Source organism: Koromonas humicola, assembly GCF_059726255.1.
Window position 1 is genome coordinate 1,810,162 of record NZ_AP040873.1, and the last position, 25,028, is coordinate 1,835,189.

A 25,028-nucleotide genomic window follows, 5' to 3' on the forward strand; every position below is an offset into this window, starting at 1 on the left:
AACGCGGAAGGGTTGTTCGGCGGTACCAGCTCAAAATCGCGTCGTTCAAACTTAGCCGAGATTTCGATTGGCTTGAGTATATCCGAATCCAAGCGAAACGCAAGTCTAAAGTTTTGTCCTGAGATAATGAAGATGCGCGCGTATTATTTTTCGCGCGCATCCGGGAATGTTCGGTCTTGTGTAACTCTCGAATTACAGTCGGAAGAAGTCGAGAATTGCCTTCTTCATAACGTCCCCACCGACATCGCTGATTGATTTGGTCAAGGGGATCGCCTTTGGACAGACTTCGACACAGTTTTGCGCGTAGCCGCACTCCTGAATGCCGCCGTCTCCCATAAGCGCGTCGAGGCGCTCATCCTTGAGCACCTTCCCAGTCGGATGCATATTGAACAGGCGCGCCTGCGCGATGGTAGCGGCTCCAACGAAGTTTGTATTCTCGTTGAATTGCGGGCACGCCTCCATGCAGCAGCAGCAACTAATGCATTGAGAGAGCTGGTATGCCTGCTCCTGGACCTGCGGCATGACGCGCGGACCTTCGCCGAGTGCGTAAGTGCCATCGATCGGAACCCAAGCTTTCACCGCTTTCAGATTCTCAAACAGTACCGAGCGATCGACGACCAAGTCGCGCACCACGGGGAATTTCGAAAAAGGCTCGATCGTAATCGGCTGTTCGAGGTTATCGACAAGCGCGGAGCATGCCATGCGTGCGCGGCCGTTTATCAACATCGAACAGGAACCACAGACTTCCTCAAGGCAGTTCGAGTCGTAGTTGATTGGAGTCGTCGTTTTACCGTCGCGAGTAACGGGATTGATCGCGACGTCCATGAAGAGCGAAATCACGTTCAAGCCAGGTCGCCAGGCTGCTTCGAACTCTTCCCAATAGGGCTCGCTTGTAGAATTCATCTGGCGCTTGATCTTGAAAAGTATGTTCTTGTTCGCCATGAGTTTTGTAAACCCTCTGGCTCTCGGCAACGCGAGAGCCGTTGATCTCGTTGCTACTTGGTGTCGTAACGGCGTGGGCGCGGTTGAATAAGCGATACATCGACGGGTTCCCACTCAAAACGTGGCTCGTCAGCATCGGGGGCGAAGAACGCCTTTGTGGTCTTCAGGAAATTCGCATCATCACGCTCAGGAAAGTCCGGCTTGTAGTGCGAACCTCGAGACTCATTGCGCAAGAATGCCCCCTGCGTGATCACACGAGCCAACTGCAGCATGTTGTACAGTTGCCGCGTAAACATGAAGGACTGATTGGACCACATCGACTTGTCGCTCAGATTGACCTTGCGATAGCGTTCGAGCAACTCAACTAGGTTCGCATCAGTCGCCTGCAACTTATCGTTGTAGCGCGTCACCGTAACATTACGCGACATGACATCGCCAAGTTCACGCCAGAGCTTAAACGGGTTTTCCGTTCCTTCATTGTTGAGGAGCATGTTATTTGCCTCAACTTGCCGTTTGCGCTCGTTCTCGAAGGCCGCGACTCCATCACCAGAAGCAGCACCATTACTGGCGTACTTAACTGCGTTTGGCCCGGCGATAAATCCGGCGTAGATACAGCTCAGTAGGGAATTGGCGCCGAGGCGATTGGCGCCGTGTATCGAATAGTCGCACTCTCCAACCGCGAAAAGGCCCGGGATGTTGGTCATCTGATTGAAGTCCACCCAGAGGCCACCCATCGTGTAGTGCATGCCCGGGAAAATTTTCATCGGAATTTTGCGTGGATCATCGCCGACGAACTTTTCGTAGATTTCGAGAATGCCACCAAGCTTGCGGTCAAGAGTAGCGGCGTCTATGTGCGTGAGATCGAGATAAACCATCGGTTGGCCGTTGATGCCCAAATGGTGCTCGTGCACGACCTTGTGGATAGCGCGTGTGGCGACATCGCGAGGAACGAGGTTTCCGTACTTGGGATACCAGTCCTCAAGGAAGTACCAGCGATCGGCTTCTGGGACGTCTTGTCCGGCGCGGGTCTCATTGGGATTCTTCGGGACCCATACGCGTCCGCCCTCTCCACGCGCAGATTCGGACATAAGGCGAAGCTTGTCCTCACCGGGAATGGAAGTGGGGTGCACCTGGATCATCTCTCCGTTTGCGTAGGCTGCACCTTGCTGGTAGAGAGCTCCTTGCGCCGATCCTGTACACACAACAGAATTGGTGGACTTTCCGAAGATAGCGCCAATGCCACCCGTCGCCATGATCACGGCGTCTGCCGGAAACGTGGCTACGTCCATCGAGCGTAAGTCCATTGCGCAAATGCCTCTACATACGCCCTGACTGTCGATGACTCCAGACAGGAATTCCCAATACTCGTACTTTCTGACCTTGCCTTCGGACTCGGCGCGGCGGACCTGCTCATCGAGAGCATAGAGAAGCTGCTGTCCTGTGGTGGCTCCAGCAAAGGCCGTGCGATGGAAGAGGGTGCCGCCGAAACGGCGAAAATCGAGCAGACCTTCCGGAGTGCGGTTGAAGGGCACGCCCATGCGATCCAGCAGATCGATAATCCCCGGGCCCATCTCGCACATCGCTTTCACTGGACCTTGATTGGCAAGGAAGTCCCCGCCATACACGGTGTCGTCGAAGTGCGACCATGTTGAGTCGCCCTCACCCTTAAGATTTTTTGCGGCGTTGATACCACCCTGAGCACAGACGGAGTGCGAGCGTTTTACCGGGACCAGCGAAAATAGGTCGACGTGACCGCCCGCTTCAACAACCTTGATTGCGGCGGAAAGACCCGCTAATCCGCCACCAACGATGATGATCCTCGGAGTCGTTATTGCCATAGATTCTCTCTTCCGCCTCGCCTAACTTGCCTCTCTGCTGCTATGAACGAGTATGTTCTTCGGGAGCACGAGGCTCTGCTCCTGAGTGTTTTCGGCTGGCTGATCCCATACGGGATTACGCTGCTGAGTCGGGAATTTGGCTACGAAAGCATAGATTGTGTATAGCCCAATAACGATCAACAGCACCGAAACTCCCACTCCTGCCATCTGCGCTCGTTTTTGAGCCCGGCTTCCTGTCACTATGCCCCACTTGGCCGCGAACAGAAAGAGCCCGTAGCCAAAGTGCCAGGACGCGGCAATAACGCCCACTACATACACCGCAAGCAACAATGGATGCGATAGCTCGTTCTGCACCTTCCAGAACGAAGCATCGTAGTGATCGACCAGGTGAACTCCGGTAAAGCGCATGTACCAGATGTGGTAAGTCACATACAGGAAGACAAGAATGCCGGAATAGCGCTGAAGCGTGTACATCCAGTTTCCGGTCCACGGATAGTCAATGACGTTGTTCTCGCCGCGCCACCAGATGTAAATCCCGTATAGGGCGTGAAATGCGAGCGGAACAAAGATTCCGAAGATCTCAAGCCACAACCGGAACGGAAGGCCGGTCAGGAACTTTACCTGTGAGTTGTAGGCAGCGACACCATTGGTCGCCTCGGCGTTTGAGATGAAGTGTTCTAGCAGAAACAGTCCAACAGGTACGATCCCCGTTAGTGATTGAAGACGACGCCACAGGAAGGAGCGCCCGACGCCAGCCCTCAAAGGCTGCACGCCTCGGCGCAAGGTAGTGCTGGAAGTACTGGGAGCAGTAGAAGCCACATTATCTCCTTAGACCCCGGTAGGCAACAAGAACTAGAAACTATAGTTTCGTGCTGAAATTGAGTCAACAACGCCTCAGGTGATTGGGCACTCTGGGGCATAAAGTTTTCCGCTCACGAATCATCGTTGCGCTATCGTGAGTCCAAGCAAATACCTTTATGAAACGCTATAACTTGGGATCCAGAGAACGTGGGCAGGGTTTCTCAGAACGCGATAGAATAGCTTATTGACGTATAGGGTCTGCGTAACGCAATGCGAGCGCACCCTGTTAGTCCTGGGATCAAGATCGACAAACTACGTAATTTGCGGGAGAAACACATGGACACGAATGGCAACGGGCTGCGGTTGAAGGTCGGCCTCGCGGAAATGCTCAAGGGTGGCGTGATTATGGACGTCATGAGCGCGGAACAGGCGGAGATCGCCGAGAAAGCCGGAGCCGCCGCGGTGATGGCGCTCGAACGTGTCCCTGCCATGATTCGAGCCGAGGGCGGAGTGGCTCGCATGGCCTCGCCCAAGGTCATCAAGGAAGTGATGAATACGGTGAATATCCCCGTCATGGCTAAAGCGCGAATCGGACACTTTGCAGAAGCGCAGATACTTCAGGAGCTCGGAGTTGACTACATCGACGAGTCTGAAGTGTTAACTCCGGCCGATGAAGAGAACCATATCGACAAGCACGCGTTTAAGACTCCGTTCGTCTGCGGAGCACGCAATTTGGGCGAAGCGCTTCGCCGCATTGCCGAAGGCGCTGCAATGATTCGCACCAAGGGCGAGGCTGGTACGGGTGACGTAGTGCACGCGGTGAAGCACATGCGGCAGATCGTAAAGGAAATGAAGCAACTCACCGTGATGGACGAGCAGGAGCTTTATCTCGCAGCAAAAACGCACCAGGCTCCGTATGAGTTGGTTCGGATGGTCGCTAAGGCGGGCAAGCTGCCGGTACCGAATTTCAGCGCGGGAGGAATCGCCACCCCGGCCGACGCCTCTCTGGTTATGCAACTCGGAGCTGAAGCTGTGTTCGTTGGAAGTGGCATTTTCATGAAGCAGGGCGCGACACCGCTCGATTTGAACGATCCCAAGGAACGTGCTGAAGCCGAATCGCGAGCAAAGGCTATTGTGATCGCTACTACACATTACAAGGATCCGAAGGTACTCGCGGAAGTTAGCGAACAGATGACGGGATCCATGAAAGGCTTAGCAATTGCCGGAATTCCGGAAGCCGAGATGCTTCAGACTCGAGGCTGGTAGGTTAAGTCCACGAACTGACAAGACCTTCGATAAGCGCAGCTTCAGGGCTGCGCTTATTCTTTTCGCCTTGTGACCTGCTAGAGTAAACGAACGATGCTGAAAATAGGAATACTTGCCCTGCAGGGGGATTTTGACGCGCACAGCCGGCGTATTGCTGAATTGGGAGCCGAGCCGGTTCTGGTACGCAAGCCTGAACAACTCGACGACATCGATGGGTTGATCATCCCGGGAGGCGAATCGTCTGTGTTTCTGAATTTGCTTGGTGAGCAGGGCTTTCAGAAGCTGACGGACTTTGTCTTGAACAAGCCTGCCTTCGGCACCTGTGCAGGATGCATTCTGCTGGCAAAAGATGTTCAGAATCCGCCGCAGAAGGGAATCGGTGCACTCGACATTACAGTGCGACGTAATGCGTATGGGCGGCAGATCGACTCCACCATCATGGAAGGCCCCAGCAAACTTGAAGGCGGACCGCTTGAGCAGGTATACATCCGCGCACCTAGAATTGAGAGTATTGGAAAAGCAGTGGAAGTGCTCGCGGAACGGGATGGGTACCCAGTACTGATTAAGCAGGGGAAGCTCGTTGCTGCGACCTTTCATCCCGAACTGAGTGACGATCAACGCGTGCATGCGGAGTTCCTTAAGTTAGTTGAGCAGAACAAGAAAGGTGTTCTTGAGTGCAGGTGAGTTGTAGCAGATATTGCCGCCAGAGGGCTCTAAGGCCTAGTGGAGCGTTGAATACTGCGCTTTTTTGCACTCGCTTGGTAAACATGGTATTTTGATGTAGTTACAACAATGAATAAGTAGAAGCAGGAGCGCGTCAGTTCCAGTGTTAGCACGAGAGCAGAAAACCAACATCATCGAGAAGTACAAGACCCACAATACAGACACCGGCAGCCCCGAAGTTCAGATTGCCCTTCTCAGCGAGCGCATCGGTCAGTTGAACGATCACTTCCGTACGCACAAGAAGGACCACGCATCGCGTCGCGGCCTCCTGATGATGGTCAGCAAGCGTCGCAGCTTGCTTGATTATCTGAAGAAGTACGATACCGAGCGCTACAAGGCTGTGATTCAGAAGGTGGGTATCCGCAAGTAAACTTTCGCCTGAGACCGGCTTCAATGGCCGGTCTTTGCGTGTATTCCGCTGTGCGCTCTCCGCGCGGGCGCGCACAGCGCACTCCCAGTTTGTGGCAAAAGACGTCGCCAATTGTGCTTGGGAGTGATGGCGAATCGTTACGGCTGGAACTGTTCCTCTTCGCATTCTTACTGCGACTTGTCGCGTACTGCTCGCGCTTGTTGCGGTGGAGTGCTCCTATCGTGGACGCGCCCCTTGGCGAAAGGATTCAATGAAGCAAGAAACAAGCATCACCCTCTCCGGCAACAAAACCATTTCATTTGAGACAGGTCACTGGGCCAAGCAGGCTCACGGATCGTGCGTTGTCCGGATCGGCGAAACAGTGGTTCTCGCGACGGCCTGCGCTAATACCGAGCCTCGCGCGGGAATCGACTTCTTCCCCCTCACGGTGGACTACCGCGAATACACATATGCTGGCGGCCGCATCCCTGGCGGATTCATCAAGCGCGAAGGACGTCCAAGCGAGCGCGAAATCCTGACTAGCCGCCAAATCGACCGTCCTATCCGTCCATTGTTCCCCGAGGGCTTCCGCTGCGAGACACAGGTCATCGCTTTTGTACTTTCTGCCGATACGGAGAACGATCCGGATGTTGCGGCTATCAACGGCGCATCCGTCGCGCTAACGATTTCAGACATTCCATTTGCCGGTCCGGTCGGTGCCGTGCGCGTGGGCCTGGTCAACGATCAGTTGGTGATCAATCCCACCTACAACGAACAGCGCGAAAGCAAGCTGAATATCATGGTCGTTGGCACGTCCGAAGGCATCGTGATGATTGAAGCCGGGGCCAACGAAGTGGACGAAGATCGTGTAGTAGATGCGATCGAATTTGCGCATGCTGAGATCAAGAAAATTTGCGCAGCAATTAGCGAGTTTGCACAAAAAGTCGGCAAGCCGAAGCGGGCATTTGAGCCTCCGGTGATCGACCAGGATTACCTGAACGCAATCCGTAACAAGGTTGGCGAGGCACTGGCTGACGCGGTGAATACCGAGAAGTATCCAAAGCTTGAGAGCTACGCCAAGATTAAGGCTTTGAAGGATGGTCTCAAGGCGGAGATTCCGGAAGACCAATCCGAAGAGCGGACGAAGGCCGGCAAGTATTTCGACCTCCTGCGCGAGATGGTGTTCCGCGAGCAGGTCACAAAAGACCGCCGCCGTCCAGATGGACGAGCATTCGATCAGATCCGCCCGATCTGGACCGAAGTGGGCGTGCTATCGCGCACCCACGGCTCGGCAGTCTTTACCCGCGGCGAGACGCAGGCTCTGGTTACCACCACGCTTGGCACGAGCGATGACATGCAGAGGTTGGAACGTTTCGAAGGCGAAACTAAGAAGCGCTTCATGCTGCACTACAACTTCCCGCCCTTCTCGGTTGGTGAAGTGGGCTTTTTGCGAGGAGCTGGACGTCGCGAAATTGGTCACGGTGCCCTCGCTGAGCGCGCTTTGAATGCCGTTCTGCCGAGTGAAGATGATTTCCCATACGCAATGCGCGTGGTGAGTGACATCCTCGAATCGAACGGGTCCTCGTCCATGGCAACCGTTTGCGGAGGTTCGCTCAGTTTGATGGATGCTGGTGTGCCGCTACGGGCTCCAGTTGCAGGTGTTGCGATGGGCTTGGTGAAGGAAGGTGACGATTACGCCGTCCTGACCGACATCGCTGGCGCTGAAGATCATTACGGCGACATGGACTTTAAGGTCGCCGGCACGCGCGAGGGTATTACCGCCCTGCAGATGGATATCAAGATCATGGGTATCACCCCGCAGATCATGCGTGAAGCCCTGCAGCAAGCGAAACGAGGCCGCCTGTTCATTCTGGACAAGATGGCCGAATCGATTGCCCAAGGTCGTGAAACCGTCAGCACTCACGCTCCCCGGTTCTACACCCTGCAGATTCCCACGGACAAGATTCGCGACTTGATTGGACCAGGCGGAAAGGTTATTCGTGGCATCGTAGAGGCGACCGGAGTAAAGATCGACGTAGAAGACAGCGGACAGGTTCGTGTTGCTTCCAGCGACGCTGTGGCGGCCGAAAAGGCATTGCAGATGATCAATGACATCACGGCCGTTCCGGAAGTCGGTCGCACGTATCTGGGCACAGTCACGAGACTGGCGGAGTTCGGCGCGTTTGTCGAGATCATTCCGGGAACCGATGGGTTGCTACACATCAGTGAAGTGGCCGAGCATCGGATCAAGGACGTCAAAGACGAACTGAAAGAGGGCGACCAGGTACTTGTTAAGGTCTTGGCTGTCGAAGGTAATCGCATCAAGCTATCTCGCAAGGCCGTTCTGAAAGAGCAGCGTGCAAAGTTGGAGGCGCAGGGTGGCGGAGCTGCCGCACCCGACGCCGCAGTTGCACCTACGTCTACGCCCGTTCCGGAACGTTCGCTTGAGGGCTCAGCAGCAACCTTCGAGGGTGGTTTTGATGAGGGAGAAGAGGAAGATGATAACTTCAATCGGGAAGATACTCCGAATGAAGCCCCAGCCCAAGCAGTAACCGCCAGTGGAAGACCGCCAGCGGGCGATGCACGTCGCCGCCGTCGTCGTCCGCGCGGCCCACGTACTCCTCGTCAGTAGTTCGAATAGTGTGTTCAAAGGCCACGGTTTTATTGCCGTGGCCTTTTTACGGTGTACAATCCTGCGGACTTCTTGCTGCGAGGCATGAATGTACGATTCGATTCCACTTTTGGAGAGAACTCTCGAAGCCACACCGGCCAGCACGGTGGGGATGGTTTTGCTTCGGCTCTCTGTTGCCGCGGCTTTGGGTGGCGCTATCGGTCTCGAGCGAGAGGTAAAGCATCGTCCTGCGGGATTGCGCACGAACATGTTTATGTGCTTCGGTTCCGCGATGTTCACTATGCTCTCGTCTCTCTTAGCTGGAAGCGGGCAGGATAAAACACGAATTGCCGCCCAGATCATCGCAGGAATCGGATTTATCGGGGCAGGTTCAATCTTGCATCATCGAGCGGGTGTGCAGGGGGTTACAACCGCTGCAACCATCTTTGTGGTGGCTGCCATTGGCATGTGTGCCGGTGCCGGATTGATGTTTCCTGCCGCGATGGCAACGCTGCTCGTCATCTTTGGACTGCTGATCCTCGGCATTCTGGAAAAACGGGTGTTCGTACGACCCTATCCGACTGCATACGAGGCGGAAGCGACAGAAAATGACGAGCTGTTTGAATTGCTCGACGAGGGGGCAGGAGAGAAGGGCCGCCGTCTCGTGGACCTGAGAATGTCAAAGGGGCACGCAACGGCAAAGGTTGAGTTCACGTTGGAAGCTAATCCGCAGACCCATCATCGACTGCAGAAACAGCTGCGCGATCAGTTTGAGAAACACAAAATCATTTCATTCAGTTCGAGTGAACAGGAGTAGACATTGCAAAACGGGTCCCGGATTCCATTCGTTAAGGCAAGCGCTTATGGAAACGACTTCCTGATCGTGCATGAGGGATTTCAGGGCGACGATCCATCTGTTCTGACGCGCGCACTTTGTGATCGCCACAATGGCGTTGGCGCTGATGGAGTTGAGTGGCTCAGCGCTGAATTGGGACATGATGCGCGCATTCACCTGATCAATGCTGATGGATCTTACGCAGAGCTTTCGGGCAACGGTACCCGATGCGTGGCAGCCCACTTGGTTGCGAATGGCGGTGCGAAAGACCTCCTTATCGCGACTGATGCCGGATCAAAGCGATGCCAGCTTACCAACCAGAGCGGAAACCGATATGACTTTCTGACCGACATGGGATCTCCTGTAGTGGATAAGGGTTTCGAAGTCGATCTAGGAAACGTGCGTTATGCGGGCGTCCCGGTCTCGATGGGAAATCCACACTTTGTGATCTTTGTAAATGAGTTTCCCGCAAATTGGCAAGAGGACTCCCAAAGAATCCAATCCCGAAGCGACCTCTTTCCGCAAGGAATCAACGTTGAGTGGGTACAGATCAAGTCCGCCGAGGAGATCGCAATCCGCATCTATGAGCGCGGAGCCGGGGAAACACAGTCTTCGGGTACTGGAACGTCTGCGTCCGCTTCGGCTGCGATCGCCATGCATGGTGCGGCAGAGTATCTCACCGTCGTGGCAGTGGGCGGAACACAGAAAGTCCGATGGGTGCCAGGAGGTTCGCTCATGCTGGAGGGGGCGGCAGTGCTTGTCTGCAGGGGAGAATACTTCCTCTAACGTTTTCGTTTAACATCATGGAGATGGAATCGGAGCCTCAATCTGGCGAGCGTTTTGCCGCGCGTCGGATACTAAGAAAGATCGGGATTGTCAGTGCCGCGAGTTGCGTGGATCGCGAAGCGTTGATGAATGGTGCCGCTGCACTCGGTGCGGCCCTCGACTGTGCAGTTGAAGTCTCTCCTCTCGCGCTTGAACACGATGGAGACTTCGCCGGGGCTCCCGGAATTCGAGCAGCAGCACTGATGGACATGTGGCTTCGTGAAGACATTGACGCCATCGTGTGCTCTCGTGGGGGCTATGGCTCGAATTATCTTTTGCCACTCCTCGACTTCGAATGCCTGAAAAGGAATCCAAAGCCGTTCGCCGGCTATAGCGATAACACGTCCTTGCTCCTGGCACTGGATCGAATGGGCATCGTTTGTTTCCACGGACCGATGGTGGCAAGTGACTTCGCGTGTGGACGTGCAGATGTGGATTCTTTTTCCAAGGCACTCCGCGGCGAAATAATGGAGCTGCCTTTTCCCGCAGGCTCGGCTGTAAGTTCCATAGCGCACGGCAAGGCTGAAGGAAAGATCGTCGGTGGATGCCTGTCACTTGTTGTGGCCTCGCTAGGAACACCTTGGGAGATCGAAACAAAGGACAAGATCCTGTTTCTCGAGGATGTAAGCGAGAAGCCTTTCCGCGTAGATCGAATGCTGATGCAGCTTCTCCTCGCGGGGAAGTTTCACGATGTGCGCGGGTTCATTTTCGGCAAGATGCTGAACTGCTCAATTCCCTGTGCGGAAGATGAATCGGTACGCGCAGTGATACAGCGGATCGTTGGCAGTCTCGGAGTTCCCGTAGCGTTTGGGATTTCGTCAGGACATGTGGAGGCCGGGAATTTAACGATCCCGTTTGGCGTCCCAGCATCGCTCGAGACTTCAGACCTCGGCGTACGCTTGCTGGTGGAAGCGTCATCGTCGGCGGAAGCCACAGTTTCAAACTGATAAGGATTATTCCTGTTCATGAAAGCTCGTAGTATTCACCTGATTGGGATTTGCGGCACCGCAATGGCCTCACTCGCAGGCATGCTAAAGGATCGCGGGTTGGATGTGCGCGGATCAGATGCGGCGGCCTATCCACCAATGTCCACTTTTCTCGAATCGCTCGGGATTCCTGTGATGCAGCCATTTTCCGAGAAGAATCTGAATCCTCCTCCAGACGTCATCGTTGTCGGCAATGCAATCTCGCGAGGTAATCCGGAACTTGAATACGTGCTGGATCACAGGCTCCCGTTTGTCTCCATGCCCGAGTTGATCCATCAAGAATTCATCCGCGAGCACAATTCTCTGGTGATCGCGGGAACGCATGGAAAGACTACAACGACGAGCATGACGGCGTGGATTTTCGAATATGCAGGCCGTAATCCATCATTTCTCGTTGGAGGAATAGCAGAGAATTTCGGTTCGAGCTTTGCGGTGACGGATGGGAAAGAATTCATCATCGAGGGAGACGAGTACGACACAGCGTTCTTCGATAAGGGGCCGAAATTCCTGCACTATTTTCCCGACTCAGTCATTCTGACCTCGGTAGAGTTCGATCACGCCGACATTTATCGCGATCTAGATGCGGTGAAGTTTGCGTTCAAGAGATTGGTGAACTTGGTGCCGAGGCGAGGAAAAGTTATCGCCTGGGATGGTAGCCAGAATGTTTCAGAGTGCGTTGAGCGCGCCTTTTGTCCAGTGGAACGCTACGGATTTGGCGCTGACTCGTACTGGCGAATCAGTGGTGTGCGGTATGAGCCGACCAAAACTTGCTGGCACGTAGATCGAGGCGGCGAGCACTTTGCGGATTTTGAGTTTGTGCTAGCGGGCGAATACAACGTGCTGAATGCGACTGCCGCGACCGCATTGGCACATTCATACGGAATTCCCGCCGAGACAATTGCTGGCGCCCTGCGTGAGTTCAGGAGCGTGAAGCGACGCTTGGAAGTTCGTGCCGAGATCGATGGGATTACCGTCATTGATGACTTTGCTCACCATCCGACCGCTATTGCCTCAACGCTGAAAGCATTGCGGGAGCGTTATGCAGGCCGAAGACTATGGGCTGTTCTCGAGCCGCGTTCGAACACGCTACGGCGCAATGTTTTCCAGCATGAACTGGTTGACAGCCTTACCTTGGCTGACCAAGTCGTAGTCGCAAGCGTGTTCTTCAAAACCACAGATGTGCTCAAACCCGACGAGCGGCTTAACGTGAACACAGTGGTTGCGGATCTTGCCAAGCGTGGAGTTGCTGCTCGGCAATTGCCGGACGTGGACAGTATCGTTCGAGAGGTTGCGCCAGAGTTGAAGTCCGGAGATGTCGTCGCCATCCTATCCAATGGCGGCTTTGGCGGAATCTACGAGAAGTTGCCAGCAGCGCTACAGGTGCAGTCAAAGTGAGAGGACAAGTACGCCCTGCATTGCTGATAGCTGTTCTGATGTTGCTGGTCGCTTCTTTGCCAGCCCAGAATCCCCCTTATTGGTGTCCGGCTGAAGGCGTGGCTTATGGCGTGTCGCTCAAGCGCGCGCCAGAGCACATTGTTCACGTCGACGCAGTAGCGCATCAACCCGCCCACGAGTTCCAACTGCCTGTCTGGAACGCGCTATATCAGGTACGAGACTTCGCAGTGAACGTGAACCATGTAAAGGCTTATGAGGGCGTGCCAGAGTGGATGTGCGACCGCTGTGACACAAGGGACGCAAAGGCCGACAAACTGGATAAGACCACGTGGAAATTGATCACCACGGGCGAGTATCCGTGTGTCACGTTCAGCTACGATGTTCTGACAAATGATGATGGAGCATTTGGCGCGGCTCTGGATTCGCAGCATGGATTGTTCAACTGGGCACAGGTGCTGGTCTATCGTCCCGAAGACCGCAATGCACCAGTTTCGATTCGATTGCTGGATGTTCCGAATGGATGGAAACTGCATGACGGAGGCGTGATCGGCTCACGCGGCGCAGACGAACTCGCCTCTGAATCGGCCACAGCAGCAGAATATGACCGTCTGGTAGATTCGCCATTAATGGTCGGCAAATTGTACGAGAGCACATTCCAGCAGGATGGCGCGAAGTATGACGTGGTAGTCGATTCGCCGAAGGTGGACATGGCTGCGCTGCAAGCCATGTTGCGGAGAATCACCGCTGCGGGCGTGGACTGGATGCACGATCGTCCTTATGAGCAGTACACGTTTCTATACCAAGTCGCGCATGGATCGGGGAGCGGCGGCATGGAGCACGCGTATTCGGCCGCAATTGACGTAGCGGGCGAACGCATCACCCAGGACGTGACCACGGCGGCTGGAGTTTCGGCCCACGAGTTCTTTCACCTATGGAACGTGAAACGTATCAGGCCACAATCACTCGAACCGATTGATTACACTCACGAACAATACACGCGGGCTCTTTGGTTCAGTGAAGGCCTTACCAGTACCGTTGCGGACATTTTGCAGTTCCGGGCAGGCTTGCAGGATGAGAAGCGTTCTCTCGCGCATTTAGCTGCGGTAATCGGTGGCCTGCAGGCTCGCAGCGCACGGCTTTCCCAATCAGTCGAGGAGTCGAGCCTTGATACTTGGTTTGATGTCTATCCCAGCTATCATCGTCCAGATCGCAGCATCTCCTACTATTCCAAGGGCGAAGTTCTAGGCTTCCTAATCGATCTTGAGATGCGCAGGCTGACCAATGGCAGGCGTTGTTTGCGCGACCTATTCCAGTACATGAATGAGCGATATGCAAAACAGGGCACCTACTTCGATGATTCCGAAGGTGTCCGGCTCGCACTGGAGGTCTTGACCGGAAGCGATTTCAAGGACTTCTTTGCCCGATTCATTTCTGGCACAGATGAGCTTCCTTACCAGCAGGAATTTGCTTATATCGGACTGAATCTCGTTCATCGGCAGTCGGAGCAGGCCTATGCAGGATTCTCTACCTCACGTGGACTTGGACGGCCAACAACTGTCACGCGCGTGGACGACAATTCCTCCGCTGCACGTATGCACCTGGCTGTCGGCGATGTGATTTTAGAGGCGGATGGGAAGGAAGTTCTTGGCGACTTCAGCCAGGTACTGCAGAAGCGCGAACCGAACAAAGCCGTTCATCTCAAAGTCCGCTCGACTTCAGGAGAGGTGAGGGAACTAGAGCTGCCCGTTGGGACTCGAAAACTTGATGAATACCAGTTCGAGGACCTGCCAAATCTCACTCAAGTAATGCGAAATCGTCGGGCAGCCTTCTTGCGTGGCGAAGCAGAGGTGGGAGCCACGCAGTGATTCGATTGTTCTTCTGTGTGCTGTGTTGGACAGTACTGGCCATCCCCGCTGCTCTGATCGGGTTCCCGGCTCTGTACCTAACGGGGCGGATCGATCCGCTCTGGAACCTCGCATTATGGGCAGCCTCTACCGGCTATCGATTGGCTGGTATCCGCGTGCGCACTGAGGGATTGGAGCAATTGGACAACCGAGCGTACCTATTCATGTCCAATCACGTGTCCAATCTTGATCCACCGATCATTACTAGAGCTCTGAATCGGAGAATCTCGATCATTGCTAAGCAAGAGCTCTTCCATATCCCGCTGTTTGGACGTGGAATGCGCGCTGCAAAGTTTGTCTCAGTGGACCGTGCAAGCAGGAAATCAGCCGTTGAAGGCGTTCGCGGTGCGGCGCACATTCTTCATTCGGGTATGTCGATGCTGGTTTTTCCTGAGGGAACGCGCTCCAGCGATGGTCGGTTATTGCCATTCAAGAAGGGGGCTTTCCACTTGGCGATGGAGGCCGGTGTTCCCGTTGTGCCAATAACGATTGTTGGCGCCTATGAGGCATGGCCCAAAGGCAAAATGGTGCTACGAAAGGGCAATGTTCTGGTTAAAGTTCACAAGCCAATCGACCCGCACCAGTGTTCAAGCAAAGATGAATTGCTCGCGTCGGTTCGCGCAGCTATACACAGTGGGCTGCCGGAAGAGTATCGCGACTCGACTAAGGCCGAACCCGCCTCTCGGTGACGCCCATGCCAAGGCCAACTTCGAAAGCAACTTCAGCGGGACACTTGGCCCCGAGATCGTATGCCGTCGAAAACTTGTGCCCCGTTTCATCTTCAAAGGCGACGTTAAACTTGCAAGGCGTTCCCAGCACGAGCATATGCCGATGCGTCTGCTCATTGCGAAGCTCTGGAAGCCCGAAAATCCCACTCGGGTGCTTCACTTCCAGATTTCGCATTGGATGTCCCGAGTGATTTGAGATATCGACGTACATCACCGGCTTGGCGTAGTTGCATCCTGTCGTCAATATCAGGAAGAATGAAGTCAGGATGAAAACCAGACGAGCAGCTTTCATGGCTGACATTCTACGCTGGAAAACCGCAATTGTGTTTCAGACAGGCAGTTTTACTTTCGCTCGATGAGCCTCGCGCTGAGCACCACCCCATCGCGTCCATCGTGCAGTTTGATAGGGAACACTAGAATGTTCCATTGCCAGTGCTGCGACTCTGCCGGGAGATGTGGCATCGCACGATTGTTGCGGCGATCGATATAAGTCTCGCGAGTATCGGCTACGGTGCGAATGATTTCGCCCCATTCGTCCCGCATCTCGGGGTAGTGATCGAATATATTGCGCCCGACATACCACCCGCGCCGCTGATGCGTAAGTGCCGCGAAGTAGTCATTCACGTATTGCCAGTTGCCATTGCGATCCAGGATTTCGATCACCATGTCGTCGCCCATCGCTAGAATGATCCGCGAGTAATAGAAGTCTCGTGAGTCCACCACCACCGGACGGCCCCGTCGCTTCGCCTCGAAGCTGCGGAGAGCTTGCACAAGTTCCTCGACGGAACTGTTACCTTTCAGCAAGTGCATGTCCGCAATCCCGCCGAACTTTCGCTCGAGCGTAGCGGACAGGATGATGATTGGCACCTCTGGGCGCTTGCCGCGCAGGGAATTGGCAACTTCGGTGCCAAACTTCCCCGCGCCGAGATGATAGTCAAGAACGGCGATGTCGATGTCGTTGAGCTTGCTCTCCGCTTCTTCTATCGAGATAGCGGTAACCACCTGGTAGCCCTTTTGGCGCAGAATGGTTGAACGCAAAAGGAGGTTCTCTTCGCGATCATCGAGCAGCAACACGCAAATCGGCTTCTGATCTTCGAACTTCCCACCTTCTACCAACTCGAACTGCTTCGACTCGTCCATCCTCTGTCTCCGCTGTTTCCGACCTGTTGATGGGATGCAAACTTAAACTGTGGCGCACAAACTGCTATTCGCTACCCCGGCTAAGCTTGCGAATAGCTTTCGCAAGTTCCGGTAGCTTGTTGAACACAGCAACTGCGCGCAGCCACTGTCGATTCTCAATCGCGGGGTAGCCGCTGACCATGATTCCCGGCGCCACATCGTTCGGAATCCCCGTTTGGGCTGTAGCAATCGCACCATCGCCAATCGTGAGATGTCCCGCGACGCCGACCTGTCCGGCAAGAATCACATTGCTTCCAACATGGGACGATCCACCAAGTCCTACCTGCGAGCAGAGCATCGTATGTTCGCCAACTTTGCAGCCGTGCCCAATCTGAACGAGATTATCGACCTTGGTGTCCACTCCAACGCTGGTCACGCCTATACTTGCTCGATCCACACAGGAGTTTGCCTGAACCTCAACCCGATCTCCGAGCCGAGTAATTCCAGATTGCACAATCTTATGCCAGCCTTTTGCCCCATCGCGGGCAAACCCGAACCCGTCTGCTCCGACCACCACTCCATTTTGTAAAGTGACATCATCGCCCAGTTCACAGTATTCACGAACCTGGGAGTGCGCATGCGCAAAGAACCGACTGCCTATCCTAACGCCGCGGTAAATGACGACATGGGCCAGCAGCACGGCATTGTCGCCGATCACTACATCGCGGTCAATCACGACGTAAGGTCCAATGTGAGCCCCAGTGCCAATCTTGGCGGTGGGGTCGATGACGGCTGTGGGATGGACTCCCGATTCGTATGTGGGTGGTTGGTAGAAAAACTCTAACGCCCGTGCAAAGGCCAGGTAAGGATTCTCAATCCGCAGCACCGGATGGCCCGTGGCAGGGAAGTCGGGAGGCACCAGGATGGCGGCTGCTTTGGTCGTGCTGGCCATCGGAGTGTACTTCGGGTTCGAGATAAAGGTGATCTGTTGGGGGCCGGCTTCTTCAATGCCAGCAACTCCGGTGATCTCGAGGTCGGGCGATGCATTCTGTAGGGTTGCGCCCAGACGCTGGGCAATATCTGAGAGTTTCATCTTGAGCCTTAGCCTACAGGAGTAGCGGTCTGGAAGTCAGCAGAAACGAAAAGGGCTATTCGGATGGAGTTTCGCTGAATAACAGCGGCACCTGATCTGCGTCGGGTTGACGGCGTCTTCTTGCAGCAGAACCGATCACCGCAAGCACCGTGAGTTCCGACAGCGCAGAGCGAGGCACGAAAATGCGTTGGACATTGCCGCGAGTGTCTGGCGGGTTCAGAAAGTAGCCTTCCGCCCGGATCTGGGTCAAATCGTTGGGCATCAGGCCTTCCAAGGATTCAGAATCGCGGAACCGAAGGCGAATCCAAAGCCCCTCGACGCGAGGTCGGGTTGTGAACGTCTTCCTCTGCAGTGAGTTTGAGTCTGCAAAGTCCCGGACAAAGTACACGCCTTTGATGTCCTTCAAATCGATCAGGACAACGTTTCCGGCAGTATTCAACAGCTCGACTTTCTCACCCGCGAAGAAGTCCTCAGCAGCAACGTACCCCTGTACGCTGTCCCGATCCACTTTCCGGACGATCACTTTCTTGTGAGTCGATGCCATGGTAACTGTTCGCGTAATCGAACGCCCACTGATTGTCGCACTCCCATCGTTCTGGAGAAAACAAAATTGGTGGCTGGTGATTCATAAGTTACCGTTAATACCTTAGTCCGGGCGTTAATAGAAAGATCAACCGCCGCGCGAGGGTTTCAGAGTAGCCAAGTATATCTCGCTTGTGATATCGTCTGGAGTTTGTAGCGGGAATGTTGCACTTCGCTGTAAGTAGCTAGCTGTAAATGAGTTAATGCAGGAGTTGTTGAGCCTCAACAGTTGCTGATGTGCTTGAAGTTAATTCTATCTTTACACATCTAAGCGATTGATTGCAGAGCCTTAAACACCATGGCCGATTACATTTACACTATGGAAAGCCGGCTGACCCCCGACCAGCTTCGGACGGTCAATTCGGTTCAGCAGATAGCCCGGTCGCACGGAATGAACCTGTACCTGACCGGAGGGGCGATCCGCGACATTCTCACCGGGTTTACGATCCGCGACTTGGATCTGACGGTTCAGGGAAACCCACTAGAGTTTAAAAACGATCTGCAACAAGCTGGTGCGATCGTCGATATGGTTGACCAGACCTTCTGCGTTCTTCACGCGGTATTGGACGGGATACCCATCGAGATCGGCATGGCTCGTGCGGAGGTGTTCCACAAGCCCGGCAACCCACCTGCGGTCACCCCCGCCACGATCAACGAGGACCTGAAGCGCCGCGATTTTACTTTCAACGCCATGGCGCTATCCTTGAACGACGGATCAAAGGGGCTGCTGCTCGATCCGTTCAATGGCGCTGCCGACATCGAAGCGCGCCTGATTCGAATCCTTCATAGCTACGCTTTTCTGGAGGATCCCTCGCGATTGATCCGCGCCACGCGCTTTGCTACCCGCTTCGGGTGGGAACTGGAAGAGCGGACACAGGCCCGTTACGAATCAGCGAAGGAAGGCGAGTACATCCAATACATTCGCCCACACGCTATCGGCTACGAAATCGAGCAGATTGCGCATGAAGAGAACCCGGTCGCTGTAATGTATGCACTTGAGCGCGAGGGCTGGCTACACGTTCTATGCCCAAAGTGGACGGCAGCCAAGGCCGATGATCCGGAATTGGCCAAGCTACTCAAAACGCGTTCGACAATGACGGACTTCAATATTAGCGTGGATGCGTCTCCTGCCGTTATGCATTTCCTGACGCAAAAGATGTCTCACGATGAAGTCGCGGCCATCCAGAAACTGATTCCACATCGCGAGTTCGTCGAATCCTGGAATCAGCTCGACAGCGATGCTAAAGAGCTTTCGAAGAAATTGCTGTCAAAGGAAGCTGCGCTGAACTCTGGCGCATGGAAGATCCTATCTGAGGCGAAACCAGAGGCTCTGCTGTATCTGGACGTGACCGGACGTAACAAGACCGTTGACGAGAAGATCAAGAACTTCTTCGGAAAATGGCGTCAACTGCAAGAGAAGATTCCTGTTTCAGAGATGGCGTCTTTGCGGATTACTCCGCAATTGCCCGAATATCAGCAGATCTGCCAAGAGGCGTTCCTCCTGATTCTGGATGGCAAGCTTCGGAGCGAGCCCGAGATCATGAAATTCCTGGCTCCTTATGAACCGCCGCCACCACCACCGCCTCCGACACCTGTACGTAGAGGACGTGCTGCCGCAAAGAAGGCTGCTGCAGCCGTCGCCGCAAAGGCCCCAGTACAGCAACCGGCGGTCGTCGTGGCAGAGGTCCAGGCACAGCCAGCGGAGCCACCACAAGAGAAGCCTGCTCCAGAGAAGAAGGTTGCAGTCGCAGCCGCAGCCACCGGCGGAAGCAAGCATTCGACTCCGAAGAAAGTGGTTATCGAGGAAAAGAAAACAGCTAAGGACGTCCAAGCTAAGCCATCATTGAAGAAGGCAGCGCCTGCACCGCACAAGAAGAGTATGAACAGTGCGAAGGCGGTAGTTAAGCATCCAGCCAAGAAGGTGGCAAAAACAAAGAGCGCTCCTGTCAGCAAGAAGGCAGTAAAGTCTGTGGTTAAACACACGAAGGCAAAGCCTGTGATTAAGTCGACCAAACCCGCAACTAAAGTCGCTTCCAAACGGAGCGCAGTTAAAACAAAAGCAAGAGCTGCGGGAAAGGTAGCCAAAACCGCTGCAAAGAAAGCAAAGCGGCGCTAGCCGTTCTTTCAGAATGAGAAAAGCCCCTCAGCGGAGGGGCTTTTCTCATTCTGAAAGGGAATACGCTACTTGGATTTGTCTTCCGAAGTTGTCCCCGCGGTTTCCGCATCGGACTGATGGCATTTGCACTTCGTCATAATGGCTGAGTGAAGACGGGTACGAAGTTCGTCTGGAAGTTCGTACAGCTTAGAGTCCCTGTAGATCTCGATGGTGCTCTTGGTGGTGTTGCAAACGACGTAACAGTTGTGACACCACTGTAAATGTTCCTCGAGCTCCGCCTTGGTTTGGTTATCCATGGTGTTGTCGAGATAGTCAGTCAGCTCTCTAAGAAACTCAGAGCATTTCACGGTCGGGTGTCTCCATCGCGTCGTTTGAAGTACTTGTTGAGACGCTCTCGCAATTGCAAACGCGCGCGAAGCAATCTCGACTTTACAGCCGGGACACTCAAGTCGAGAGCTGATGCGGTCTCCTCGGTTGAGAGCCCTTCTACGTCGCGCAGGACGAACACGGTCCGGAAACTTGGTGGCAAGCCTTGAATCGTTTTGCCTAAGATGTCCTTCAGTTCTGCCTGCGTGTACTGCTGCTCCGGATTCGGAGACCAATCCGCGATTTCGCGCGGCATGGAGTCTTCTTCCGTTTTTACATCCTCGTCGATCGAAACCATGCGCTCCGGACGCCTGCGCCTGAGCCGCATGAGGGCTTCGTTGACGGCGATCCTGACCAACCAGGTATAGAACTTCGATTGCCCCTGGAACTGGCCAAGGTTCTGATACGCCTTCAGGAACGCGTCCTGAACCACATCCTCAGCATCCTCACGATTCTGAGTGATGTGCTGAGCGATGCGGAAGACGTTTCGGTCGTACCGCCTCACGAGCGATTCAAAAGCACCGATGTCGCCGGAGCGAGCCGCTTCAACAAGGGTGGTTTCTTCGCTCGGTGGTTCTCCTACTTTGTTTTCGATGGCTTCCATTCGTCCGTCGATTCAGAAATTCCGTCAAATGATTATTGCGCAGCCCATTGTATAAGCTGGCGAAGCAGAAGACAAAGGCTGAGAAGCAAGCCTAAAACATAGGGCTTATGCCTCGGAAACATCCATTCCTTTGCTCAATTGCGGGCGTTTGCGTTGACAGAGCGCAGGTGCGCCACCATAATCCCAGCAGAGCTGATCAAATACTTAGCGAGAGAGAAGCGCCGTACGACGCCATGGGAAACGAAGATCTGATCCGGGAGATAGCGACTAAAGCCTGCCGTGAGGCGTTGCAGGATTACCTTGAGGAATTGGCCGAAGACGTCGCACGACGCATGAGGTCGTCGCTGGAACGCGGATTGGCATTACCCACCCGGGATTGCACCAAGCAACTGCGGGACGGCACTATGCTGATCACTGCTGCCCACACCCAGACAGAAGTTCTGGAAGCGTTGCTTGCTGCTGGCTCGACCATCGCTGTAGGGTGCGGTCTGCTAATTTTACGGGGAGCACAGGCCGTAGGTTGGAGCAGTCGCGGTCTCGCTAATCCCGAAGACTTCCGTCAGGCAATCCTTGATCCCAGTCATGGCCCCGCAGCTAACGTCATGAACTCGGGGGCGGGCATCACGGCTAAGGCTTCAGAGTTCGATCCCGCATTCGTGCAGAGATTGGGGCTTCAGCCCAGTGCGCAACTACTGCTGCTACCTGTGTCTCTGCGCGATCGCGTCGCCGCCTTCCTTGTCGCGCTCTCAGAGAACGATACTGATCTGGCCAGTCTGGAAGTGCTTACCCAGGTAACGCAGTTGACGTTGGACCTGCAGGGGTATCGGAAAACTTCTCCACAGCCAACGACAACGGCACAGCACATCGAATCGCACCATGGACCGGTACCGGAGTCACACGTGGCAACGGCGGTTGGGCATCACGCTTCCTATGTAGCGGGAGACACGAATTCCTGCACTACAGGCGGCCCACACTTAGTCGCTGCCACTGGTACCACGCACATGCAAGCCTCTGGGATCCCGGACGCCGGTCGGATGGCGACCGCTGCAGCAGCACCCGCTTTGGACGAAGCGCACGAAAAGGCAAGACGGTTTGCCAAGTTGCTGGTAGAGGAGATTAAGCTCTACAACCAAGCGAAGGTTGTAGAGGGGCGTGAGCGTGGCGATCTCTACAGCCGACTTCACGAGGACATAGAGAAGAGCCGTTCCGCATATCAGAAGCGCTACGGTGAATTCGTGAGAGACGTGGATTTCTTCACTCAAGAACTCATAAGAATCCTCGCGGATAACAACCGCGCGGTGATGGGACCTGGGTTCCCGGGGTAAACTGAAGACAGCGGTCATGCTTACAAAGTTTGGTTTTGTTGCCATCCTGTTTTTGTCGCTTACAACCCTTGCTGCAGCTCGTCCTGCGGCAACTACGACCAAAGCTTCGGCGCATAAAGCGCACCAACAGACGAAGAGTGCTTCAAAGAAGAGCACCTCGAAGAGTTCCGGCGCCGCGAAGGCGGCAACCAAGACTTCTCCGAAGAAGAAAACTGGAAAGCGGGTTTCGGCCGCTTCAAAGTCAAAGAAGGTTGCGCCTGCAAAGGTGCGCCGTATGGCGCGCGCATTCGTTGCGTCGTCTGATTTAAAGCCGATGGCCCGCCAGCTCGTCGAGAATCGTACTCCTGCCGCTTACAATGCAGTTGAGTCATACGCACGGCGCCATGCTGCATCCGATGCAGGAGCTTTGGCTTGGCTGGCAGTTGGCTATGCGCACGTGCTCGATCAGCAATACCCGCAAGCGATTGCCGCGTTGGATAAAGCGAAGCCCCATATTGGCGAGTTGCATGACTATGTTCGCTATCTAGAGGCGATCTCCTATGGCGGCCAGGCAAATAGCGCCAAGGTTGTCGAGGTCCTTCGAAACTTCGATGACGAAGCGCCAGAATCTATCTTCCTGAAAGATGTAGTGGACGTGTATGCGAGTTCGCTACTCGCACAGGGCAAGACTCCAGAGGCGATTACATACCTCGAAGCCCATCGTCAGCCGACACGCGCATCCGTAGAACTTGCTCTTGGTAAGGCTTATCTGCACACCGAACATCCCGAGAAGGGAATGCAGATCCTCAAGCATCTGTACTTCACGATGCCTTCCAGTTCTGAAGCTACACAGGCCGCAGCGCAACTGACGTTGGCAGGTTCATCCCTCGAGGGGACATACGCTGAAGAGAGGACACGCGCCGACTTGCTCGCAAAGGCTGGTCGCTGGGCAGATGCAGCGCGTGAATACAGACAACTGGAAGAGAAGGCTCCGCTGAATGAGATTAGCAGCGTTCAGGTGGCGCTAGCCGCAACCTTGCGGCACATCGACATCAAGGAGGGGCAGTCGCTGCTGGAGCAGTTGCACGCGACTGGCGAGGCCAACGCGCAACGGCTCTACTTGATGGGTGAGATTGCACGTAGCCAGAACAATGAGAGCGGCGTTTTACAGAACCTCCAACTCATGCGGCAGGAGGCGACCTCAAGCCCGTGGCTGGAGCAGGCTCTGCTGTCTGCAGGAAATATGTATCTTCTGCAGAAGAATTACGACCGAGCTATTGATCTGTTTCGGGAAATGCAGCAGCGCTTTCCATCTAGCTCGCGTGCCAGCTATGCACATTGGAAGGCTTCTTGGCTGACCTATCGTCAAGGCCGAACTGAGACCGCGAAGAAGGATTTCGAAGACCAGGTAGCGACATATCCAGATCGCTCCGAGGTTCCGGCCGCCTTGTATTGGCGAGCGAGGATTGCTGAGGATGAGCACGACTACGCCATGGCTCGTGCATGGTATACGAAGCTCGGCGATCGTTATCACAATTACTATTACGGGTATCTGGGCAGAGAGCGACTCCTGAATCTTCCGGCGTCGTTAACGACAGCGGCCTTGTCTGAGGACGCACGTCTGTCACGGATTCCGGACGTAAAATTGCTAAGCCCCGAGGCTCTGGAAATCGAGCCTCCCCCGAACCAATTGAGGGCAGAGAAGAGCAAGCTGCTGTTGAATGCTGGATTGAACGAGTTTGCGATTCGCGAACTACAGGCCGAACAGGGCGGCCAAGGAGCACGCTGGGCCACGCTGCAAATTGCACGCATTTACCAGGATGAAGGACAGAGCCATCGCGCTTTGCAGTTCCTGAAAAGAGCGTTGCCGGGCTACTACTCGGTCGACCTATCTGCACTGCCTCGGCCCTATTGGGAAATTCTGTTTCCGCGTCCGTACTGGACGGATTTGCAAAAGCAGTCGTTGGCGAACTCACTCGATCCTTACCTCGTAGCATCGTTGATCAGACAAGAGAGTGAATTCAATCCAGGAGCAGTCTCGAACGCGAAGGCCTATGGCCTGATGCAACTCCTTGCTCCCGTGGGAAAGGGAGAAGCGAAGGCCGCACACATCAAGCACTTCTCCACCGCGTCTCTGCTCGTGCCAACGGTCAACATTCAGCTTGGAACGCACTACTTCAAGGAAATGGTGACTCAATATCACGGGCAGGTGGAGTACGCTCTTGCGGCATACAATGCGGGCTCCAATCGTGTAGATGACTGGCTCCAGATCGGCCATTATCGCGATGTTCCTGAGTTTGTGGAATCTATTCCTTTCACCGAGACTCGTGAGTATGTGCAGGCAATTGTGCGAAATGCGAAGGTGTACCAGCGGCTATATCCGCAGAAAGCGGCACAAGCGGGTCCGACTCAGGAATCGAATTGATGTTGCTTGTCTCTCCCCAAAGGATTTGAGCAGGTAATTATCCGACGGCGGCGAAACTTCGGATGCCGGAGGTCGCCGCCTCTTGTCCATTTCACGACCCCCTTCACATTGACGCTCGGGCCTGCCCCAGATGCACTCTTCCATGCGCTCTGTCAGCGCATGTTCTGAACGTCCGGCAGGTGGAGAACGTGAATACGAAATAAACGATCGGGAGAT

General features: G+C 54.7%; 22 protein-coding genes. 13 read left to right on the forward strand and 9 right to left on the reverse strand.

Translation table 11 applies throughout. The features are described from left to right. Nucleotides 1-192: 192 nt before the first annotated feature. The 3 genes from sdhB to AC6IZD_RS07810 are packed head-to-tail and all read right to left on the reverse strand — an operon-like array spanning nucleotide 193 to nucleotide 3,599. Complete coding sequence (sdhB, locus tag AC6IZD_RS07800) at nucleotides 193-942, reverse strand: succinate dehydrogenase iron-sulfur subunit (protein ID WP_497787126.1); 750 nt, start codon at nucleotides 940-942, stop codon at nucleotides 193-195. A gap of 53 nt (nucleotides 943-995) precedes the next feature. Beyond that, nucleotides 996-2,780: a succinate dehydrogenase flavoprotein subunit gene (sdhA, locus tag AC6IZD_RS07805; RefSeq protein WP_497787127.1), complete on the reverse strand. Its 1,785-nt coding sequence runs from the start codon at nucleotides 2,778-2,780 to the stop codon at nucleotides 996-998. Between the two features lie 21 nt (nucleotides 2,781-2,801). Continuing rightward, entirely contained in the window at nucleotides 2,802-3,599 is a 798-nt protein-coding gene (locus AC6IZD_RS07810) for a succinate dehydrogenase/fumarate reductase transmembrane subunit (RefSeq protein WP_497787128.1), read from the reverse strand. Between the two features lie 318 nt (nucleotides 3,600-3,917). On the opposite strand from AC6IZD_RS07810, the gene pdxS reads away from it, so the two are divergent. From pdxS to AC6IZD_RS07860, 10 genes are all read left to right on the forward strand, one after another. Then, nucleotides 3,918-4,847 (forward strand): pyridoxal 5'-phosphate synthase lyase subunit PdxS, encoded by a 930-nt coding sequence (gene pdxS, locus AC6IZD_RS07815; RefSeq protein WP_497787129.1) that lies wholly within the window; start codon nucleotides 3,918-3,920, stop codon nucleotides 4,845-4,847. Nucleotides 4,848-4,940: 93 nt separating this feature from the next. Then, nucleotides 4,941-5,531: a pyridoxal 5'-phosphate synthase glutaminase subunit PdxT gene (gene pdxT, locus AC6IZD_RS07820; RefSeq protein WP_497787130.1), complete on the forward strand. Its 591-nt coding sequence runs from the start codon at nucleotides 4,941-4,943 to the stop codon at nucleotides 5,529-5,531. A 142-nt stretch (nucleotides 5,532-5,673) separates the two neighbouring features. Further along, a complete protein-coding gene (gene rpsO, locus AC6IZD_RS07825) occupies nucleotides 5,674-5,940 on the forward strand; it encodes a 30S ribosomal protein S15 (protein ID WP_497787131.1) in 267 nt (88 codons plus the stop codon). A 250-nt stretch (nucleotides 5,941-6,190) separates the two neighbouring features. Further along, the gene (gene pnp / locus AC6IZD_RS07830) at nucleotides 6,191-8,551 is read left to right on the forward strand and encodes a polyribonucleotide nucleotidyltransferase (protein ID WP_497787132.1); all 2,361 of its coding nucleotides are present in this window, start codon (nucleotides 6,191-6,193) and stop codon (nucleotides 8,549-8,551) included. Between the two features lie 88 nt (nucleotides 8,552-8,639). Continuing rightward, a complete protein-coding gene (locus AC6IZD_RS07835) occupies nucleotides 8,640-9,347 on the forward strand; it encodes an MgtC/SapB family protein (protein WP_497787133.1) in 708 nt (235 codons plus the stop codon). Between the two features lie 3 nt (nucleotides 9,348-9,350). Further along, a complete protein-coding gene (gene dapF / locus AC6IZD_RS07840; protein WP_497787134.1) occupies nucleotides 9,351-10,151 on the forward strand; it encodes a diaminopimelate epimerase in 801 nt (266 codons plus the stop codon). Between the two features lie 23 nt (nucleotides 10,152-10,174). Then, nucleotides 10,175-11,137 (forward strand): S66 peptidase family protein, encoded by a 963-nt coding sequence (locus AC6IZD_RS07845; protein ID WP_497787135.1) that lies wholly within the window; start codon nucleotides 10,175-10,177, stop codon nucleotides 11,135-11,137. An 18-nt stretch (nucleotides 11,138-11,155) separates the two neighbouring features. Then, the gene (mpl, locus tag AC6IZD_RS07850) at nucleotides 11,156-12,571 is read left to right on the forward strand and encodes a UDP-N-acetylmuramate:L-alanyl-gamma-D-glutamyl-meso-diaminopimelate ligase (RefSeq protein ID WP_497787136.1); all 1,416 of its coding nucleotides are present in this window, start codon (nucleotides 11,156-11,158) and stop codon (nucleotides 12,569-12,571) included. After that, nucleotides 12,568-14,436 carry a M61 family metallopeptidase gene (locus AC6IZD_RS07855; RefSeq protein ID WP_497787137.1) on the forward strand — a complete coding sequence of 623 codons (1,869 nt, stop codon included), beginning with the start codon at nucleotides 12,568-12,570 and terminating at the stop codon, nucleotides 14,434-14,436. The genes mpl and AC6IZD_RS07855 overlap by 4 nt, the downstream gene beginning before the upstream one ends. After that, nucleotides 14,433-15,164 (forward strand): lysophospholipid acyltransferase family protein, encoded by a 732-nt coding sequence (locus tag AC6IZD_RS07860; protein ID WP_497787138.1) that lies wholly within the window; start codon nucleotides 14,433-14,435, stop codon nucleotides 15,162-15,164. Before AC6IZD_RS07855 ends, AC6IZD_RS07860 begins: the two co-directional genes overlap by 4 nt. Here the strand turns inward: AC6IZD_RS07860 and AC6IZD_RS07865 are convergent. The 4 genes from AC6IZD_RS07865 to AC6IZD_RS07880 form a co-directional block, all read right to left on the reverse strand. After that, a complete protein-coding gene (locus AC6IZD_RS07865; RefSeq protein WP_497787139.1) occupies nucleotides 15,139-15,504 on the reverse strand; it encodes a hypothetical protein in 366 nt (121 codons plus the stop codon). The two genes, AC6IZD_RS07860 and AC6IZD_RS07865, sit on opposite strands and share 26 nt — an antisense overlap. 41 nt (nucleotides 15,505-15,545) lie before the next feature. Continuing rightward, nucleotides 15,546-16,343, reverse strand: coding sequence for a response regulator (locus AC6IZD_RS07870; RefSeq protein ID WP_497787140.1), 798 nt, complete (start codon nucleotides 16,341-16,343; stop codon nucleotides 15,546-15,548). 64 nt (nucleotides 16,344-16,407) lie between these two features. Further along, nucleotides 16,408-17,415: a UDP-3-O-(3-hydroxymyristoyl)glucosamine N-acyltransferase gene (lpxD, locus tag AC6IZD_RS07875; RefSeq protein WP_497787141.1), complete on the reverse strand. Its 1,008-nt coding sequence runs from the start codon at nucleotides 17,413-17,415 to the stop codon at nucleotides 16,408-16,410. Between the two features lie 55 nt (nucleotides 17,416-17,470). Continuing rightward, nucleotides 17,471-17,959 (reverse strand): DUF6982 domain-containing protein, encoded by a 489-nt coding sequence (locus AC6IZD_RS07880; protein WP_497787142.1) that lies wholly within the window; start codon nucleotides 17,957-17,959, stop codon nucleotides 17,471-17,473. Between the two features lie 336 nt (nucleotides 17,960-18,295). On the opposite strand from AC6IZD_RS07880, the gene AC6IZD_RS07885 reads away from it, so the two are divergent. After that, the gene (locus AC6IZD_RS07885; protein WP_497787143.1) at nucleotides 18,296-20,113 is read left to right on the forward strand and encodes a CCA tRNA nucleotidyltransferase; all 1,818 of its coding nucleotides are present in this window, start codon (nucleotides 18,296-18,298) and stop codon (nucleotides 20,111-20,113) included. A 65-nt stretch (nucleotides 20,114-20,178) separates the two neighbouring features. On the opposite strand, the gene AC6IZD_RS07890 is transcribed toward AC6IZD_RS07885, so the two are convergent. Beyond that, on the reverse strand, nucleotides 20,179-20,460 hold the full coding sequence (locus AC6IZD_RS07890; protein ID WP_497787144.1) for an anti-sigma factor family protein: 282 nt from the start codon (nucleotides 20,458-20,460) through the stop codon (nucleotides 20,179-20,181). After that, complete coding sequence (locus tag AC6IZD_RS07895) at nucleotides 20,457-21,083, reverse strand: RNA polymerase sigma factor (protein WP_497787145.1); 627 nt, start codon at nucleotides 21,081-21,083, stop codon at nucleotides 20,457-20,459. Before AC6IZD_RS07895 ends, AC6IZD_RS07890 begins: the two co-directional genes overlap by 4 nt. A 233-nt stretch (nucleotides 21,084-21,316) precedes the next feature. Here AC6IZD_RS07895 and AC6IZD_RS07900 point away from each other — a divergent pair, with 233 nt between their 5' ends. Both AC6IZD_RS07900 and AC6IZD_RS07905 read left to right on the forward strand, forming a co-directional pair. Next, the gene (locus tag AC6IZD_RS07900; protein ID WP_497787146.1) at nucleotides 21,317-22,408 is read left to right on the forward strand and encodes a hypothetical protein; all 1,092 of its coding nucleotides are present in this window, start codon (nucleotides 21,317-21,319) and stop codon (nucleotides 22,406-22,408) included. A gap of 16 nt (nucleotides 22,409-22,424) precedes the next feature. Then, on the forward strand, nucleotides 22,425-24,812 hold the full coding sequence (locus AC6IZD_RS07905; RefSeq protein ID WP_497787147.1) for a lytic transglycosylase domain-containing protein: 2,388 nt from the start codon (nucleotides 22,425-22,427) through the stop codon (nucleotides 24,810-24,812). Nucleotides 24,813-25,028 lie beyond the last annotated feature (216 nt).

What these genes read in the sequence shown, in the direction of transcription:
- sdhB (WP_497787126.1), bottom strand. Translation starts at nt 942, where the DNA reads ATGGCGAACAAGAACATACTTTTCAAGATCAAGCGCCAGATGAATTCT.
- pnp (WP_497787132.1), top strand. Translation starts at nt 6,191, where the DNA reads ATGAAGCAAGAAACAAGCATCACCCTCTCCGGCAACAAAACCATTTCA.
- pdxT (WP_497787130.1), top strand. Translation starts at nt 4,941, where the DNA reads ATGCTGAAAATAGGAATACTTGCCCTGCAGGGGGATTTTGACGCGCAC.
- AC6IZD_RS07885 (WP_497787143.1), top strand. Translation starts at nt 18,296, where the DNA reads ATGGCCGATTACATTTACACTATGGAAAGCCGGCTGACCCCCGACCAG.
- AC6IZD_RS07895 (WP_497787145.1), bottom strand. Translation starts at nt 21,083, where the DNA reads ATGGAAGCCATCGAAAACAAAGTAGGAGAACCACCGAGCGAAGAAACC.
- pdxS (WP_497787129.1), top strand. Translation starts at nt 3,918, where the DNA reads ATGGACACGAATGGCAACGGGCTGCGGTTGAAGGTCGGCCTCGCGGAA.
- AC6IZD_RS07870 (WP_497787140.1), bottom strand. Translation starts at nt 16,343, where the DNA reads ATGGACGAGTCGAAGCAGTTCGAGTTGGTAGAAGGTGGGAAGTTCGAA.
- AC6IZD_RS07905 (WP_497787147.1), top strand. Translation starts at nt 22,425, where the DNA reads ATGCTTACAAAGTTTGGTTTTGTTGCCATCCTGTTTTTGTCGCTTACA.
- AC6IZD_RS07835 (WP_497787133.1), top strand. Translation starts at nt 8,640, where the DNA reads ATGTACGATTCGATTCCACTTTTGGAGAGAACTCTCGAAGCCACACCG.
- sdhA (WP_497787127.1), bottom strand. Translation starts at nt 2,780, where the DNA reads ATGGCAATAACGACTCCGAGGATCATCATCGTTGGTGGCGGATTAGCG.
- AC6IZD_RS07900 (WP_497787146.1), top strand. Translation starts at nt 21,317, where the DNA reads ATGGGAAACGAAGATCTGATCCGGGAGATAGCGACTAAAGCCTGCCGT.
- AC6IZD_RS07880 (WP_497787142.1), bottom strand. Translation starts at nt 17,959, where the DNA reads ATGGCATCGACTCACAAGAAAGTGATCGTCCGGAAAGTGGATCGGGAC.
- mpl (WP_497787136.1), top strand. Translation starts at nt 11,156, where the DNA reads ATGAAAGCTCGTAGTATTCACCTGATTGGGATTTGCGGCACCGCAATG.
- AC6IZD_RS07865 (WP_497787139.1), bottom strand. Translation starts at nt 15,504, where the DNA reads ATGTCAGCCATGAAAGCTGCTCGTCTGGTTTTCATCCTGACTTCATTC.
- lpxD (WP_497787141.1), bottom strand. Translation starts at nt 17,415, where the DNA reads ATGAAACTCTCAGATATTGCCCAGCGTCTGGGCGCAACCCTACAGAAT.
- AC6IZD_RS07845 (WP_497787135.1), top strand. Translation starts at nt 10,175, where the DNA reads ATGGAATCGGAGCCTCAATCTGGCGAGCGTTTTGCCGCGCGTCGGATA.